Origin of the sequence: uncultured Aliivibrio sp. (assembly GCF_946479765.1) — a bacterium.
In the GTDB taxonomy this organism is placed as follows: Bacteria; Pseudomonadota; Gammaproteobacteria; order Enterobacterales; family Vibrionaceae; genus Aliivibrio.
On sequence record NZ_CAMLHO010000033.1, the window covers coordinates 1 to 16,538 of the forward strand.

Sequence of the window (16,538 nt, forward strand, 5' to 3'; positions counted from 1 at the left end):
CCCTCGGCGTTCGCGCTGTGCCGGTTCAAGTCCGGCCCGGGGCACCATCTATTAAGAAGGCTCATCATTTTGTGATGGGCCTTTTTTCTTTGTCTAAAAAACATTTAGACGTCTAGATGTAAATATTTCCAAACCGCTCAAGTTACTGTATAATACGCGCCTTTCTTCCTGTTAATTTCAATTTTGCTTCAAGGCTAACATTATGAACCTTTCTGCTAAAACTGTTGTTGTTATTGCTATCGGTGCTGCTTTATACGGTATCGGTGGTTTGCCAATGTTTGGTATTCCTGTATTTGCGAATACTACTCTAAAACCTGCTATGGCTGTCTTGGCTTTATTTTCTGTGCTTTATGGACCAATTGTAGGCTTCTTAGTTGGTTTTATTGGACATTGGGTGACTGATTTATTTGCAGGTTGGGGTGTTTGGCTTACATGGGTTTTAGGCTCTGGAATTGTAGGTATGGTTATTGGCCTATTCCCTATTATTACTAAAAATCGTATTGAATCAGGGCTTTTTGATAAGAAAGATTTCCTTATATTTGTCGTATTAGCGTTTGCTGGTAATGTTATTGGTTATGGTACTTCCGCTTTTTTAGATACCATCTTATACGCAGAACCTTTTAGTAAAGTATTCATGCAACTTTGTATTATTGCTGCTGGTAACACAGTTTTAATTGCTATTGTGGGCTACTTAATTCTGACCAATTTAGCAAAGCGTAAGAAACAAAGTACAAACTTAACAGAGGCGCTATAATTAATGAGCGTAACCTTTTCAAACTTCTCTTTTCGATATGCGTCACAGGACAAGCCGACGCTTAAAAATATCAATCTAAGGATAGAGCAAGGAGAAAAGATCTTAATCGTTGGCCCTAGTGGTAGTGGTAAGTCGACATTAGGCCAGTGTTTAAATGGCCTTATTCCCCACACAGTAAAAGGTGAAATAGAAGGTCAACTTTGCATTAATGGCAAAGAGATTTCAGACTGGAAAATTGAACAATACACCGAAAATGTAGGAACTGTTTTACAAGACACAGACAGCCAGTTTGTGGGATTAACTGTGGGTGAAGATATTGCTTTTGCACTTGAAAACCAAATGGTATCAAAAGCAAAAATGTATCCTATTGTTCGTGATACTGCAAAATTAGTCGACTTAGAAAACTTATTAAATAAATCACCTTATGATCTTAGTGGCGGTCAAAAACAGCGAGTTTCGTTAGGTGGTATTTTAGTTGATGATGTTGATTTACTTCTTTTTGATGAACCCTTAGCAAGTTTAGATCCAAAAACAGGTAAAGCAACGATCGATATCATTGATGATCTGCATAAAAGCAGAGGCAAAACTATAGTGATCATTGAGCATCGACTAGAAGATGTTCTTTATCGCTCTGTTGACCGTATTATTTTAATGGATAATGGCGAAATCATTGCAGACATGACTCCTGATGAGTTAATTCAATCCTCACTGCTTACAAAGCATGGGATCCGCGAGCCTTTATACGTCTCTTTATTAAAAAAATGTCAATTAGACCTCGCTTTGATCCCTAACATTAGTCATCTAGCATCGATCCCTGTTGAGTCACTAAAACAAGCAGTATGTACTTGGTTTCGTGATATGAAAGAGATCTCTTCCCTTACTGAGAATAATGATGTTCTGCTAAGTGTTGATAAACTTACTTACTCTTATGATGGTGAAGTTAATGCATTAGACGATATTTCGTTTAATGTGAAGAAAGGTGAATTTGTTTCTATTCTTGGTAAGAATGGCTCTGGTAAATCGACGATTACCAAATTGGTTATGGGCGTATTACAACCAGACCAAGGGTCACTCTTCTTAAATGGTCAAGATTTAACGGAACTTTCTATTTACGAGCGTTCACAGAAAGTCGGAGTGGTTCTACAAAACCCAAACCATATGATTTCGCATCACATGATTTATGATGAAGTTGCATTTGGTTTAGTTAATAGTGGATTGTCTGATAGTGACATCGAGAAGAGAGTACTTAATGCTCTCGAATTATGTGGCTTAAGCCGTTTTCGCCATTGGCCAATTGATGCATTAAGTTACGGGCAGAAAAAACGAGTAACTATCGCTTCTATTCTTGTTCTTGAGCCTGAGTTATTAATTCTTGATGAACCAACGGCAGGGCAAGATTATAAAAACTACACTTCAATGCTTGGGTTTATTAATCAATTAAATAAGAAGCTTGGGTTGACAGTAATTATTATTTCTCATGATATGCATTTGGTTCTAGAGCATACCAGTCGCGCCATTGTTATTGCCGACAGTAAGTGCATTGCAGATCAAAAAGTCACGCAAGTTTTTAGCCAGCCAGAACTATTAAATAAAGCGAATTTAACAGTGACTAGTTTATATGAGTTAGCTGAAAAGCTAGAGATCACAAATATCACAGGGTTTATGCAGCAATTCATTACCGAAGAACATGAGAGTAAGAAAAATGTCCACTGATAAACAAAGTTTCGGTATTAACTATGTGGATTTGGATACTTGGCTTCATCGTTTAAATGGTGTGACTAAGTTTCTATTGTTTATTACATGGATAACGGTTGTTCTAACAACCTTTGATTTACGTATTATTATTCCATTAATAGTGATTGGTTTGTATTTGTTGAAAGCAACAAAAGTGCCTTTTTCAGCGTATAAACCGTTATTGATAGGGACGGCTACGGTATTGAGTATGAATGCCGTATTCATGTTCTTACTTGCTCCTGAGCAGGGAAATGAATTACTTGGCTCGACCACCGTATTAATGCCAATTTTTGGTAGTTATGCAATTACACAAGAAACCTTATTTTACTTGATTACGGTAACACTTAAGTATTTTAGTATGTTTCCCATAGCTCTGGTATTTGTATTTACGACACATCCAGCTGAATTTGCGGCGAGTTTAAATCGACTTGGTTTGCCTTATAAAATCGCTTATGCAGTCAGTTTAACGTTAAGATATTTACCTGAAGTGAAAAGTGATTTTATTAATATTATGCATGCGCAACAGGCTCGTGGTGTTGATTTGTCAAAGAATGTACCTGTATTTACTCGTATAAGTAATATAGCTAAAATATTAGGACCGTTGATTTTTTCAAGCTTAGACCGGGCTGATGAAATTTCTAATGCGATGGTATTGCGAGGTTTTGGCCGAGCAAAAAGCAGAACTTGGTTTAGCGATAAAGCGATTACTAAAACAGATAAATTGGTAATGGTAGGCTTATTGGTCATTGCCGTATTAGCCATTAGCAAACGAGTAATGGAAACGTCTCTTTTTTGGTATCCTTTTCATTAATGCCCGTTATTAAATACAAATAGGAAATGAGCTATCCACTTACTTCCTATTTGTTAGTTTGATTGAAGTGTTCAATAACATCTGAACTGATGTTTTCATGACTAAATACCAGCATAGATGTGATTTTGTCAACCATTGCTTCTGGCTCTAATTCACTAAAAATAACGTTAGTAATGAGGGTTTTTATTAACAGTTCTTCATGCTCAAGAAAGCCACGAGCATCGATTTCAGCTGGAATATCACTTGGCATACGGTCAAATTGTAAAAACGCCATATTATGATTAACGTGAGAGCTTAATAGCTGTTCAGGAAACCATTCCTCACCAGTAACCACTTCTAAGTCATCATTGTGGGCTGCTTGAATATCTTGCAAATTTTTAATCAGTTCTGAAATGTTCACACTTTTTTCTCAAGAGATAAATTATTATTTATTGGTATCAACACTATACTTAAATTCTAAAGTTGATTGAAATTATATTTACTTCAATTGCTTAATTCGTTTATCTTTTAATCAATTATTCTCTTTAACTTAACTCTGGGTAGTTTCTTTTGTATAAATACGTATTTAATTTAAAACCTCTATTTTTTCTAGTCGTTCAACTATTGTTTATACATACCGTTTATGCAGGTGAAATAGATAAAGAAGAAGATATATCGCTTAAAGCCTCTATTGAAAAAGAGAAAGAGTGGGGGATTGCCGCTGTGATAAGAACGGCGAGCATACCTTATGTCACTGATACTGAAACCGTATCCACCTTTATACCTATGATGTTTTTTGAGAATGAATACGTATTTATTGATGGTATGGAAGGTGGGTTGTATCTGTATCAGGAGAGTGATTGGCAACTAAGTGCTCTGATGCGCCTACGCTATTTTGACTTACCAAAAGAAGATCAGAATAAAGCGGGCGGTGATGTTGTCGATACGGGTTTCCGAGCTCGATATAATTTTGATAGAGAATGGTTTATTGATTCAGAGTTAATGGTTGATCCTGACTTCCGTGCCTACATGAACGTCAAGCTTGGCGCTGAGATTGAATCAGGTGATTGGTGGTTTAATCCAAGTATAGAAAGTCGTTGGAAAGGATCTGAATTTAATAGCTACTACTATAGCCGTAATCTAGACAGTGGTGAGGAGCTAGGTGCTGGTGTTGATGTTAAAGCTGGTATCATGTCGCGTTACCATGTTACTTCAAACTTGTATTTATTAGGCGGTAGTTATTTATCTCGTTTAGATGATAATGCTTATAGTAGCCAATATATAGACAGTCGTTGGCAATTTGAGTACTTTTTAGGCGTCGGATTCTTTACTGACAGTAGTACTTCTACTCGAAAAGACATTAGTAATAAGCCATATTTACGTATTGCTCATGGTTGGGCGACGCCTTCAAATATTGGAGATATTATTAATTTAGATTCTGAAAAAGATCCTTATAATAACCAAATGACCTCGGTATTTTATGGCTTACCGCTTACTAATGAATTGTTTTCTTTACCTGTTGATCTTTATTTAACGCCAGGTTATGTCCAACATTGGAAATCGGATGTACAAAATCTAAGTTCAGAGTTTGTAGTAGCGATAAAAGCCTATGTAACCATCCCATGGCCAACAAAGTGGCGATTTGGTGTTGCTGAAGGTTTATCGTATATTAATAATGTAGCATACATTGAACAAAGTGAAATGGATAGAAAAGGGTACAGAGAAAGTAAGTTATTAAATTATTTAGATTTTTCATTTGATGTGAATTTGGGTGACTTATTTAATCATCGAGAATTAGATGGTGTTTGGCTTGGTTACAGTATTCATCACCGTTCGGCTATTTTTGAAAATTCATCTCAATATGGAAGAATTAAGGGTGGAAGTAATTACAATAGTATCTATGTTCAGTTTGATATTTAAGTTGTCCTACTGAATAAAAGAGGTGTTGTGTTTTCTAATGCAGTGCCTTTTTTGTATCTATAAATAATTATTGTCAATAATATGACAGCTGTCATTTTTTTGTAAATAAAATCAATGAGTTAAAATTCATTCGACATATTACTACATTATGTAATATAGGATCTTATTTTCTTGAAGTTCGTCATAAAACAGATTTAAAATTCATAATTTTGATTTTACATTCACGATATTACTTTGTAATGAAAATTAAGTGCGTTATTATTTTTTTGGAATGAAGATCAATAAATTTAACACTTGTGCAAAGGACTGCTATGCGAGTTTTTCAAAAAATAACGATAATCATGCTAATACTTTCTATTGGTACGCTTACTTGGTATTACTTTTGTGGAGATACTAAAACCATCACGATTAATCCAGCTATGTATCAATACAAAGCAACGGATGATAAAAAAGTCGGCGGGATAAGTGAAGCCATTTTAGTTGAAAAAAACGGTAAACCCTTGATGCAGTGCTCGATGAAAAAGGGAGATTATGCTTGGCCATATTGTGAAGTAGCTATTCATTTTTCTGACAGTATTTTTGAAGGGATTGATCTTTCCTCTTACTCTAAACTCATCTTAGATATTGATTATAAAAGTGCCGATCCTAATGGTCGATTACGAGTTTATTTGCGCAATAGTAATCCAATTTATACGAAACGGAACGATGCTGCCTCTTTAAAATTTAATGGTGTTGAATATGAGCCAGGTTACAATGCGGGTCCAAAAACACTTCAATTAAGTGACTTTCAAGTGCTTACTTGGTGGATCGCTGATTATAAAGTCGCTGTTGAGCATGCCGCTCCAGAGTTTTCTAATATATCTATTATTGAAATTGCGACGCCATCAAGTGTAAGTAGTGGTGAGTTTGAAATGACAATTAATAGCATTGAATTACGTGGTGTTTGGATTAAAGAAGCGACCTTGCTGAAGATTATTTTGTATGCTTGGTTAATTATGGTTATCGGTTATGTCTTGTATGAACAAAAAAGACTTAATAAAAAACTTAAGGTCATTAGCTATCGTGAAGAACGATTACGAAAACTGAATGATGATTTGAAAGAGAAAAATGTAGAGTTTGCAGAGCTTGCACATCGTGATTCATTAACGGGAGCAAGAAACCGAAATGCAGTGAGAGATTGGCTCGATAGAATGTCGCAACAAGTACGTTGGGGTAAGCAAACTTTTTCTGTTATCTATATTGATATTGACTACTTCAAAAAGGTTAACGATGAATTAGGCCATCAAACCGGCGATGATATCTTAAGAGAGTTTGTATTGGTCATTACGGGAGCGATCAAAAGTACAGACTTTTTAGTCCGCTGGGGAGGGGAGGAGTTTATTGTTTTCAGCCAAAACTGTAATTTAGAGCAAGCCGCAAAAAAAGCAGAGCATATTCGTCATGCAATTGAACATCATTTATGGTGTCATAATGAACCCTTAACCAGTAGTTTTGGGGTGGCTGAAATGAAAAACGAACGAATTACAGAAGTCATTGCACGAGCGGATGATGCTCTATATAAAGCAAAAAATACTGGTCGTAATAGAGTTGTGATAAGTCAGAATGTCGTAGTAGCAGACTCTAGCGTTCATTATATAAACTAACAATTGTCAAAGAAGCCTTATTGTTTGACGCAGTAAGGCTTTTTTGGCGATTATTCAACAGGAGGAGAGCTATGTTTAATCGGTTCTTTAGGGCCTAGAAACTTTGGTTGAACATGAAAGACATATAAATCAAGCATCGCTTTCGTCCTCGCAAGTACTTCTCTAATTCTAATTTTTGTATTCGCCCATCCACTTGGTGAAGGGACAACCAAACATACAGTATCCATGTCGAAATTATTAGCAATAAATACTGCTCGCTGACAATGAAATTGTTGCGTTACAATCGTCAGGCTATTTGCATCAAAAATTTCTTTGGCTCGTTGCACCGAATCTAAAGTACGAAATCCCGCGTAATCTAGCGTAATGATTTTTTCTGGTATTCCTGCTTTTAGTAAGTCTCTTTTCATTGTCCAAGGTTCATTATAAGAACGGTGGGCGTTATCTCCGCTTAATAAAAAATGAGAAACTTTGTTTTGTTTATATAGCTCGATGGCAGCATCAATACGATACTGGTAATAAGGGTTTAACGTGCGGCGAATATACTTACTGGTTCCTAGAACCAATGCAGTTTCTTGTGCAGGAAGTACTTCAATGTCTTGATACAATTGTGCCCGTGTTGAAAAAGACATATAAAAATCGGCAGCTAAAACAGAAGCGATAAGAGTAACACTTACGATCACCGCAATTTTTAACCACTTTTTAATTATGTCAAACATTGAGATTGTCATTATGCCTTAACCTAAATTAGCCGTACTTACACTTGTCGGTTTTTCTGTGCCCATGCACCAATTATAATAAAGGTCGAAAATACAATAGCAAGCATAAAAGCGGGTTGAATGGATCGCAAAGCAGAACTGAGAATGGGTGAAGCCTTTACAATTAGCAGACCATAGCCAAAGGCATTAATACCAATAAACGCACCAGTACGAATTAAAAAATGCTTGCCAGATAAAAAGGCTCTAACCGCACGATTAATATCTCCCCCTAGCATAACAAGTGCACAAGCAATCATCGCAATTGAGATATCAGATAAATAAGGAGTTAAGTAGCTCCCCATAGAATTAAAAAAATAAACAATGTGATTCATGTAAAAAGTATTCTATAAAATAATTATTGCTGACTATTCTATCTCTTATAGAACAGATAGTTAAAAAAAAACCAGAGAAAATTTCTCTGGTTTTGATTTTGGTGGAAATTTTTAATTAAAAAGCAGTACGTTTGTAGCGACGGTACACTGGTTTCCAGAAATATTGTTCAATTTTTTGTTGTAATGCTTCATCGGTGATCTCTAATGCATAGCCTTGTTCAATGGCTTTTTTAGCAACCGCGAAAGCGATTTTTTTAGATACCGTATGAATTTCTTCTAATGGTGGAAGTAAAGCACCAGAGCCGTTAATCGCCAGTGGGGAACACTCAGATAATGCACGGCTTGATTCTTGTAGCATTTCATCAGAAACACGTGTTGCTTTAATTGCCAATACACCTAAGCCAATACCAGGGAAGATAAAGCTGTTATTACATTGCGCAATTGGGTAAGTTTGACCGTTGTGTGTTACTGGATCAAATGGGCTACCTGTTGCAACTAGTGCTTGACCATCAGTCCAACGGATAATGTCGTTTGGTGTTGCTTCTACACGACTTGTTGGATTTGATAACGGGAATATAATTGGACGTTCACAATGTTTGTGCATCTCTTGGATTACTTCTTTACTAAATAAGCCCGGAGCACCAGAAACACCAATCAATACGGTTGGTTTTGCATTACGCATTACATCGACAAGAGAATAATCTGACTCTTCTGAAACCCAATCTTTAGTATTTTCAGTTTTTTGAACTAAACGCTGTTGGAAATCAAGTAGATTCGGCATGCCTTCTTGCAGTAAGCCCCAACGGTCAACCATGTATATTTGAGAGCGAGCTTGAGCATCTGAGATACCTTCCGATACCATTTGAGCAATGATTGCTTCTGCAATACCACAACCCGCAGAGCCTGCACCAAGGAAAGTAACGCGTTGTTGAGCTAATGAACTTCCTGCTGCTTTACATGCCGCAAGTAGAGAGCCCACAGTAACGGCAGCGGTACCTTGAATATCATCGTTAAAACAACAGATACGGTTTTTATAACGCTCAAGTAAAGGCATCGCATTTTTTTGTGCAAAATCTTCAAATTGAACTAAGGCTTGAGGCCAACGACGTTGAACTGCTTGAATGAACTCTTCAACGAAATCTTTATATTCGTCCCCAGTAACACGAGGGTGACGCCAGCCCATGTACATTGGATCGGCAAGACGTTGAGGGTTATTTGTACCAACATCAAGAACAATTGGCAAAGTATGAGCAGGACTAATACCACCACACGCTGTATAAAGTGCTAATTTACCAATTGGGATACCCATACCACCGATGCCCTGATCGCCCAGACCAAGAATACGTTCGCCATCGGTAACTACGATTACTTTAACGTTTTGGTTTGCTGCGTTATTTAACAGGTCATCAATACGGTTTTTATTTTCATATGAGATGAATAAACCACGGCCGCGACGGTAAATGTTTGAGAAGTTTTCACACGCTGCGCCAACGGTTGGTGTGTAAATAATAGGCATCATTTCGCTGATGTGATTTTGGACTAAGCGATAAAATAAGGTCTCATTCGTGTCTTGAATATTGCGAAGGTAGATATGCTTATCCATATCATTTTCAAAACTTTGATATTGCTTATAAGCACGACCAGTTTGTTCTTCAATACTTTCGATTGCTTCAGGAAGTAAGCCTTCTAAGTTAAAATATTTACGCTCAGTCGTGCTGAATGCGCTGCCTTTATTTAGCAGAGGAGTACTTAGAAGTGCTGGGCCAGCATAAGGGATATATAGGGGACGTTTGTTGTTATTCATTGTTATGCTTCTTCAAATCAAGAATGAACCACAGATCCTATGCCTACTTAACGTAAATATCAAAGCGTGAATGAAAATAAAATGCGAATGCAGTCATGTTTTTATCAATCAAATCCGTTAGAGTAGTGAAATATTCTATTATTTTTCGGTTTATATGTCTTTGTTACCTATTAATGCCATTCGTTCTGCGTTTTCTACTTCTATTTCACAAAAGAATTTAGTTATTCAATCTGAAACTGGATCTGGAAAATCAACACATTTACCATTATGGGCCGCAGAGAAAGGGCGAGTATTGGTGATTGAGCCAAGACGAATAGCCTGTACTGCTCTAGCTGAGTATCTTGCGCAGCAAAGTGGAACTGATTTAGGCACTGAAATTGGCTACGCAATCAAGTTAGATAGCCAATATACAGAAGACTGCAAAATAGTATTTGTCACTCCCGGCATTGCGTTAAAGTGGTTTATGGAAGATAAGCTAGCTACGTTTGAATTTGTGATGATTGATGAGTTTCATGAGCGTCGTTGGGATACTGATATCTTATTAGCGTTATTGAATACACATCAATCACATCGTTTGATTTTGACTTCTGCCACAATGGAGAGCGGGCCGTTGGCTAAATACGCTAATGCCGATGTGTTAGTTGCAGAAGGTCGTCAATTTAATGTAACAGTGTCGAATATGGCGGCTCATTCGCAGCAGATGCCATCTGATAAAGATCTTGAACAACGAATTATAGAAACGCTACAACAAGCGATTCAACAAGGTGAAGTTGGTGATATTTTAGTTTTTTTGCCAGGTAAAAAAGAAATTACCCAATGCGTTCAAGTTGCTGAGGCTAAGCTGTCTAATGTTAACGTTATTCCTCTCTTTGCTGGTGTTTCTGATATTTACCGTAATCAAGCATTGACTGCGTCTACTCAACAGCGCGTTATTTTTGCTACTAATGTGGCAGAAACGTCATTGACAATTCCTAATGTTACCTTAGTGATTGATTCAGGCTTAGAGCGAAGAACGCATCAAAGAAATGGTCGAACGACTCTTTTACTGCAAGCCATTTCAAAAGCAAGTAGAGATCAGCGTTCAGGAAGAGCTGGTCGAACTCAAGCGGGGCGAGTAATTCGATTGTTTGGTGAACATGCCCCATTAGAATCAATGACACCACCAGAATTACAAAGAGAAGAATTAGTCGAGGTAGTACTTTCCGCCGCAAGCTGTGATGCTAAATTACGTGACATGCCGCTTCTTGAACCGTTGCCGGAAAAATCGCTCTATTTAGCTGAAGATAAGTTAAAGCAGATGGGAGCGATTGATTCTGAGTTAGTGATTACTGATTATGGCTTACGTTTATGCCCATTACCTATTGATACTCTCTTCTCACATATGATTTCAGTGGTAGAAGGGAGGGCTGAAAAAGAAACGGTGGTCGATTTAGTCGCGGGATTATCGGTATCAAACAAGCTGTGTTCATTGTCTAATTCAGATATAGCGTTAGATGACTTTTTACGTTGGAACCCAAAGTCGTGTGATTTAGTGACATTAGTTTCCATCATTCGTGGCCATGAATGTCATGGATTAACGATAGATAATGAACTACGTAAAGAAGCTCGAGCATTAGCAAAACAAATTAGAACAGAATTATCACTGCCTGATTTAGAGGTCAGTAGTCGATTAAAAAGAGAGGAAGTGTTACTTCAATTGGTAAACAAATTACCTGAATTAGTCTTTGTTCGTAGAGAGAAGCGCAGAGAGGCTTTTGGTAATGGTTATCTGGAAGTGGTTCTTGGGCGAAATAATCATTTTTTACCTGCTTATGAAGCCGCCATCGTGTTCGATCAATTCTCTCTTCCTGGAAGAGGAAATAAGCGGATTCTCACAATAGGGACAGCGTTAGCACCTATAGAATTATCTTGGATTATTGATGCTGGATTAGCTGATTGTCGCATTGGTGAATGTGTAAATGACAATCAAGAGATTAAAATTGCCCATGAATATTATTACGCTAATCGACGATTAAAAACGGATTATGTTGAACCGACTGAAGACGATGCGATTCCTGCAATAGTATCTCAAGTTATTGAGGGGCATATGCTTCCGTTACTGAAAGATAAAAGAGTGACAGAAATTGCCGCTTGGCAGCTTTATTGTCAACTTAACGGTAATAAATCAGTACCTGTTGTGACATTTGAAGCTTGGTTTACTGAACAGTTGAATGAGCTAGGGGTCAGTTCTTTAGACGATATGACGTTGTTTGATGAAACCGATTTTATTTTTGAGGGGATCCCTGAGTGGGAGTTAGCTGATTTTCTAATAATGTACCCTCAAACCGTGATCTTGCCCGATATCACCTTATTCGTTGAATATTTACCACAAAGTAAGCGGATTTTATTGAACTATGTAAAAGGGCAGCGAAAAGGGGATGTTAAACGATGGGAGCTTCCAACGTGGTCAGGTTGGCGAATTCAATATAAAAAGGCCAGCCGTAAAATTGATGTTAAATAATTCAATAAGATAAATCGTAATATCGGTATGTATCTTGCTTGTTAATGAGAAAGGTAAGTTACTGACAAAAGGTCAATTATGAAAAAATGGATGCTATTGATTGCATTGGTTGTACCCTTCATGACATCAGCAAAAGAAGTGAATAGAATAAGTGGCTATGAAGACAGTTATTTTATTGGTTCTTATACTAATAATTTAAATAAACAAACTTACGTTGATGGTGGTTTTGAAGACGCTAATGGTTTGCAGGCCATGGAGATGAAATTTCAGTTTTCTCTTTCAGTGCCAATTATTCCAATTAGCCAAAGTAGCGCCGTAATGTTTGCTTATACTCAAAAATCGTTATGGCAGTTGGGTAATAACGATATTTCGTCACCATTTAGAGAAACTAATTATCAACCTCAGTTTTTTTTAATGCATCAATCAAATATGCTGCTTTTTAATAGTGCTGAAGCGGGTTATATGCATGAATCGAATGGACAAACGTCTAGCTTATCTCGTAGCTGGGATCGTATGTATGTCGCTTTAGAGCGTTTAGATGGCCCTGTCGAATACGGAATTAAAGGTTGGTATGTTATTAAAGATGAAGATAATAATGAAGACATTACCGACTATCTTGGCAATTATGATGCGTGGTTTAAGGTTGGTAATAAAATAGGTACATTTGACACCCGTTTTACTTACAATTTCGAGACAAACAAAGGTGGAGTTGAAGCTGGTTATACGTTAAATGTAAATAAATTTATTGGTATCTATGCTCAAGTGTGGACTGGGTATGGGGAAACGTTGGTTGATTATAATCATGATCAAACCCGAGTTGGTATTGGTATGAAGCTGTTACCACTACAATAAAAAATTAATCAGTGTTTTTAGAGGCCTCAGTTATCTGGGGCTTTTTTGATCTTATAAATCAATGAGTCTGGTCATTGCGAATTAACTTCATTTCCATTAGGATCCCTTTGGATTTCATAGGAGACATATAATGACAATAATGATGCTGGCAAGCTTTGCTCTGATTGGTTTGGTGTTGTGGTGGTTTTACAGTCGTAAAAATGCGACGTCTTTAAATCCGGCATGGATGATATTTGTGGTGGTTGTGTGCATGATAGTTGTTTTCTCATCAGGCTTAAAACCAGAAAAGTACGCGGTTGATAATAAGTTGGTCACTGAACCATTAGGCCTTCTTTCTTATGAAGATAAAATGCGTTATTTAGAAGACCAATTAAAAGTGTCTCCAAACGATGCGGATCTTTGGTTTGAAATTGGTCAAGGTTACCTACTTAACGGTGAGTTAAAGCCTGCTAATATTTGCTTTGGTTATGCAATACGATTGACTGAAGAGCCAACGGCAAATCAGTACGCTGCAAAAGCAACGGCTCAATACTATTTACACTCTCAGTTGTTTGATGAAGAAATAGAAAGGTTACTGGATAAAGCATTAGAGCTAGATGAGTATAACCAAGCCGCATTAACCTTAATTGCTTCTGATCATTTTGTGACGTTTCGTTATCAAAAAGCGATTAATGCTTGGCAGAAAATTTTAGATTCAGAAAGAGTCGATGTAGATAGAGTCACTATTATTAATTCTATTAACCAAGCGAAACAATTAATGCAGACTAGTCGCTAGTCGCTAGTCGCTAGTCGCTAGTTAAAGAGTTAAAGAGTTAAAGAGTTAAAGAGTTAAAGAGTTAAAGAGTTAAATATATGAAAAAGCCGACACTTCATTTATTGAAAGGTCGGCTTTTTTTGTTGGTGGTTATTAATCAGTTAATCACATTAATTATTTTATTGGCGCGTAGTCTGTTGATTCACGTTCTTTTGCTTGGTTTTCCCATTGAGGAACCACGGTTTCTAAGAAGTGTTTCTTCTCAGCTTCCATGCCTTCCATATCCATACCCAATGCTTTTTGTGCCGCCGCTTTGGTTGAAATATCAGGTATAGCGATAGGGTCCGTAATCCCTTTTTTCGCTAATAGACGGATCAGTTTAGTACGAGCATCTGCCGCTTTATCAACAGCAGTGCCTAATACTTCTAGAGCGACTTCAGGTGCATGCATATGAACGCCGTGTGAAGCAATCGCATAATCCCAGCGCCATTGTGCATGACGAATGTCTTGTAGGATTGGTTTCATCTCTTTTTGAGTTGCGCCTGCATCCCATGCAGCACCCGCTTCAAAATGAGCGGCTACAATTTGACGTTCAGCGGTTAGCTTCATTTTTATTACTTGTGCTTTACGGCTAGCAACAACCCCCTGTAGCATCTCTTTTGATTGTGTATGACAATTAGCACACGTATCTTCAAAGCGATCAAATGGGTTACCAACTTTATGGTCTGTATAAACGGTGCCATCTTCATTCGTTACTTTTGGCATGTGGCAATCAACACACGTTACTTTGTTTTTACCGTGAATACCTTCGCGCCATGTTTCGTAGCCTGGGTGTTGTGCTTTTAACATCGGTGCTTTAGATACTTTATGAGTCCAATCGCTAAAGCCAATTTCGTCGTAGTATTCTTCCATTTGATCAACCGTTGTGCCTTTATCCCAAGGGAATTTGACGGCTTTGGTTTTTCCTGTGAAGTAGTATTCGACGTGACATTGGCCACAAACAGACGCTTGTTGATCTAGACGAGATTGATCATCAAATGGCTTACCAATCGCATCCATTGCACGCTCTACGTGTGGCTTGGTGATTGCTAAAGCTGGTTCACCGTTTTTAAAGCCTTCACTACGTGTATCATGACAATCGGCACAGCCAATTGGGTTTTGGATTTCACTACCAAGACGAGCCCACTTGCCAGAGAAGTAACCATCTTCGCCTTGCTCTTCAATTACACGACCAACATCAGGGCTTTTACAGCTCCAACATGCCATAGGCATAGGACCTGAGTTCGCGTCAGTAGGGCCTGCGGTACGGAGGGTTTGTCTTACATCATCAATCGCATAAAAGTGGCCACGTGCTTTGTTATAGTCTTTAGCAAAACCATAACCTGCCCACATGATCACCATATTTGGGTCTTCGGCTAACGCATCTTCAATTTGTACGCTGTCAGAGGTAGAGCGCCATGATTCATATTGATCAGCATGCTCTTTTGCATAAGCTTCATTACGAGGGTCAACTCGCTCAGTTTTTTCAGATGCAGCAAAGCTGTGGCTACTTAATAATAACGTAGTCACCATGGCAATTGCAGCGGCTGAACGACGGGTCCATTGCTTTTTCACAGTAGGTATCTCCAATATTCTTGTTATGAATTAGCCAAGCGTTGTGAAAGCGACTATCAATCAGAATTGGAAACATAATGAGTATATCGTAGATAAGGGACGGTCATTTTTTCATCGGGGTTTGTATTGATTTACATCAAGTTACATAAGTGATCTATATCACTAATAAATACTTATACCTCTAAAGTGTTAATTTAAATACACCTTATTAATAATGGTTCTTATTTGCTTTAAATAACAGTGAGATAAGGCTATCTGCGCCATGTCACAAAAGTGGTAGATAGATATAATCAACAAGACATATTTTGTATTATTTCGATACATTTATATATAAACTGTCTCTGTTAAGCGTTGTGGCTAACTATCCAATGAGAATTGATTTCAATGAAGAGCTTATTTCTTCATCAATACAATAACTCATCCATTTTATTTTATGCGTCCGATCTTTAATTGATTTGACTGACATAAAGTAGGAAAGGGAAGGATATAACATGGGCAAAGTTAATTTAGCCATAGCCACAATGTTGAAGCTACTCTTCGCATTTTGTCTCTATGGTTTGTCTCTCAATGTTGCTGCAGATGAATCGCCCCAAATAGAGGCTGACTCATCAACTCGACATGAAGTGACGTTAATTCGTGACCGAGACTACGCATGTACTCAATGTCATAAAGATGAAAAAGAAACACTCAAAGGTTCACACGGTGAAGATGCATTTGCCATTCTTAAACGTGATGTGAATTGTGTAGAGTGTCATAAATCAATTGGACCTGAACACCGAGATGGTGCACCTCAAGTTACCAAATATTCTGCGGCACAATCAAAAGTCGGCACGGAAAAAGTGACCCTCTCGTTTGATGAAATTTTACAAGCTAATAGCCAATGTACTGATTGTCATACCTCAGAAAGATTACGTGATGATAGCTGGACGCATGACGTTCACGCCAAAAACTTAACCTGCTCATCTTGTCATATTGTGCATGGAGAAAAAGAAGCGGTACTTTCTTTTGACCATTCATCAAAGATAAAGATGTGTGTTGATTGCCACGCTGATTTTAATCAGAAAGAAAATAAGCTAGGAGAATAGT

General features: G+C 37.6%; 14 protein-coding genes. 9 read left to right on the forward strand and 5 right to left on the reverse strand.

The window, feature by feature from the left end:
* Positions 1-202: 202 nt before the first annotated feature.
* Genes Q1K78_RS12530 through Q1K78_RS12540 form a run of 3 tightly spaced genes read left to right on the forward strand, consistent with a single transcriptional unit; the run spans position 203 to position 3,299 of the window.
* Entirely contained in the window at positions 203-754 is a 552-nt protein-coding gene (locus Q1K78_RS12530; RefSeq protein ID WP_300179187.1) for an ECF-type riboflavin transporter substrate-binding protein, read from the forward strand.
* Positions 755-757: 3 nt separating this feature from the next.
* A complete protein-coding gene (locus tag Q1K78_RS12535) occupies positions 758-2,467 on the forward strand; it encodes an ABC transporter ATP-binding protein (RefSeq protein WP_300179190.1) in 1,710 nt (569 codons plus the stop codon).
* Positions 2,457-3,299, forward strand: a complete 843-nt coding sequence (locus Q1K78_RS12540) for an energy-coupling factor transporter transmembrane protein EcfT (protein ID WP_300179193.1) — start codon at positions 2,457-2,459, stop codon at positions 3,297-3,299. Before Q1K78_RS12535 ends, Q1K78_RS12540 begins: the two co-directional genes overlap by 11 nt.
* Before the next feature lie 46 nt (positions 3,300-3,345).
* Here the strand turns inward: Q1K78_RS12540 and Q1K78_RS12545 are convergent, their stop codons facing one another.
* Positions 3,346-3,699, reverse strand: coding sequence for a hypothetical protein (locus Q1K78_RS12545; protein WP_300179196.1), 354 nt, complete (start codon positions 3,697-3,699; stop codon positions 3,346-3,348).
* A 233-nt stretch (positions 3,700-3,932) separates the two neighbouring features.
* Between Q1K78_RS12545 and Q1K78_RS12550 the strand changes: the two genes are divergently transcribed.
* Positions 3,933-5,198: a MipA/OmpV family protein gene (locus Q1K78_RS12550; RefSeq protein ID WP_300179298.1), complete on the forward strand. Its 1,266-nt coding sequence runs from the start codon at positions 3,933-3,935 to the stop codon at positions 5,196-5,198.
* Positions 5,199-5,509: 311 nt separating this feature from the next.
* Positions 5,510-6,841 carry a GGDEF domain-containing protein gene (locus Q1K78_RS12555; RefSeq protein WP_300179199.1) on the forward strand — a complete coding sequence of 444 codons (1,332 nt, stop codon included), beginning with the start codon at positions 5,510-5,512 and terminating at the stop codon, positions 6,839-6,841.
* Positions 6,842-6,891: 50 nt separating this feature from the next.
* On the opposite strand, the gene Q1K78_RS12560 is transcribed toward Q1K78_RS12555, so the two are convergent.
* The 3 genes from Q1K78_RS12560 to Q1K78_RS12570 all read right to left on the reverse strand — a co-directional run bounded on the left by Q1K78_RS12560 (position 6,892) and on the right by Q1K78_RS12570 (position 9,732).
* On the reverse strand, positions 6,892-7,569 hold the full coding sequence (locus tag Q1K78_RS12560) for an ElyC/SanA/YdcF family protein (RefSeq protein ID WP_300179202.1): 678 nt from the start codon (positions 7,567-7,569) through the stop codon (positions 6,892-6,894).
* A gap of 26 nt (positions 7,570-7,595) precedes the next feature.
* Complete coding sequence (locus Q1K78_RS12565; protein ID WP_300179205.1) at positions 7,596-7,928, reverse strand: DUF3392 domain-containing protein; 333 nt, start codon at positions 7,926-7,928, stop codon at positions 7,596-7,598.
* 115 nt (positions 7,929-8,043) lie between these two features.
* Positions 8,044-9,732 carry an NAD-dependent malic enzyme gene (locus Q1K78_RS12570; protein ID WP_300179208.1) on the reverse strand — a complete coding sequence of 563 codons (1,689 nt, stop codon included), beginning with the start codon at positions 9,730-9,732 and terminating at the stop codon, positions 8,044-8,046.
* A gap of 154 nt (positions 9,733-9,886) precedes the next feature.
* Between Q1K78_RS12570 and Q1K78_RS12575 the strand changes: the two genes are divergently transcribed.
* The 3 genes from Q1K78_RS12575 to Q1K78_RS12585 all read left to right on the forward strand — a co-directional run bounded on the left by Q1K78_RS12575 (position 9,887) and on the right by Q1K78_RS12585 (position 13,859).
* A complete protein-coding gene (locus Q1K78_RS12575) occupies positions 9,887-12,232 on the forward strand; it encodes a DEAD/DEAH box helicase (RefSeq protein ID WP_300179211.1) in 2,346 nt (781 codons plus the stop codon).
* Positions 12,233-12,310: 78 nt separating this feature from the next.
* Complete coding sequence (locus Q1K78_RS12580; protein ID WP_300179214.1) at positions 12,311-13,084, forward strand: phospholipase A; 774 nt, start codon at positions 12,311-12,313, stop codon at positions 13,082-13,084.
* Between the two features lie 130 nt (positions 13,085-13,214).
* Positions 13,215-13,859, forward strand: a complete 645-nt coding sequence (locus tag Q1K78_RS12585; protein ID WP_300179217.1) for a heme lyase — start codon at positions 13,215-13,217, stop codon at positions 13,857-13,859.
* Between the two features lie 153 nt (positions 13,860-14,012).
* On the opposite strand, the gene nrfA is transcribed toward Q1K78_RS12585, so the two are convergent.
* Positions 14,013-15,452 carry an ammonia-forming nitrite reductase cytochrome c552 subunit gene (gene nrfA / locus Q1K78_RS12590; protein ID WP_300179220.1) on the reverse strand — a complete coding sequence of 480 codons (1,440 nt, stop codon included), beginning with the start codon at positions 15,450-15,452 and terminating at the stop codon, positions 14,013-14,015.
* Positions 15,453-15,943: 491 nt separating this feature from the next.
* Here nrfA and nrfB point away from each other — a divergent pair, with 491 nt between their 5' ends.
* Entirely contained in the window at positions 15,944-16,537 is a 594-nt protein-coding gene (gene nrfB / locus Q1K78_RS12595) for a cytochrome c nitrite reductase pentaheme subunit (RefSeq protein WP_045102326.1), read from the forward strand.
* Position 16,538 lies beyond the last annotated feature (1 nt).

Coding starts and splice junctions, on each gene's coding strand:
- Q1K78_RS12530 (WP_300179187.1), top strand. CDS start 203: ATGAACCTTTCTGCTAAAACTGTTGTTGTTATTGCTATCGGTGCTGCT.
- Q1K78_RS12535 (WP_300179190.1), top strand. CDS start 758: ATGAGCGTAACCTTTTCAAACTTCTCTTTTCGATATGCGTCACAGGAC.
- Q1K78_RS12540 (WP_300179193.1), top strand. CDS start 2,457: ATGTCCACTGATAAACAAAGTTTCGGTATTAACTATGTGGATTTGGAT.
- Q1K78_RS12555 (WP_300179199.1), top strand. CDS start 5,510: ATGCGAGTTTTTCAAAAAATAACGATAATCATGCTAATACTTTCTATT.
- Q1K78_RS12560 (WP_300179202.1), bottom strand. CDS start 7,569: ATGACAATCTCAATGTTTGACATAATTAAAAAGTGGTTAAAAATTGCG.
- Q1K78_RS12565 (WP_300179205.1), bottom strand. CDS start 7,928: ATGAATCACATTGTTTATTTTTTTAATTCTATGGGGAGCTACTTAACT.
- Q1K78_RS12570 (WP_300179208.1), bottom strand. CDS start 9,732: ATGAATAACAACAAACGTCCCCTATATATCCCTTATGCTGGCCCAGCA.
- Q1K78_RS12575 (WP_300179211.1), top strand. CDS start 9,887: ATGTCTTTGTTACCTATTAATGCCATTCGTTCTGCGTTTTCTACTTCT.
- Q1K78_RS12580 (WP_300179214.1), top strand. CDS start 12,311: ATGAAAAAATGGATGCTATTGATTGCATTGGTTGTACCCTTCATGACA.
- Q1K78_RS12585 (WP_300179217.1), top strand. CDS start 13,215: ATGACAATAATGATGCTGGCAAGCTTTGCTCTGATTGGTTTGGTGTTG.
- nrfB (WP_045102326.1), top strand. CDS start 15,944: ATGGGCAAAGTTAATTTAGCCATAGCCACAATGTTGAAGCTACTCTTC.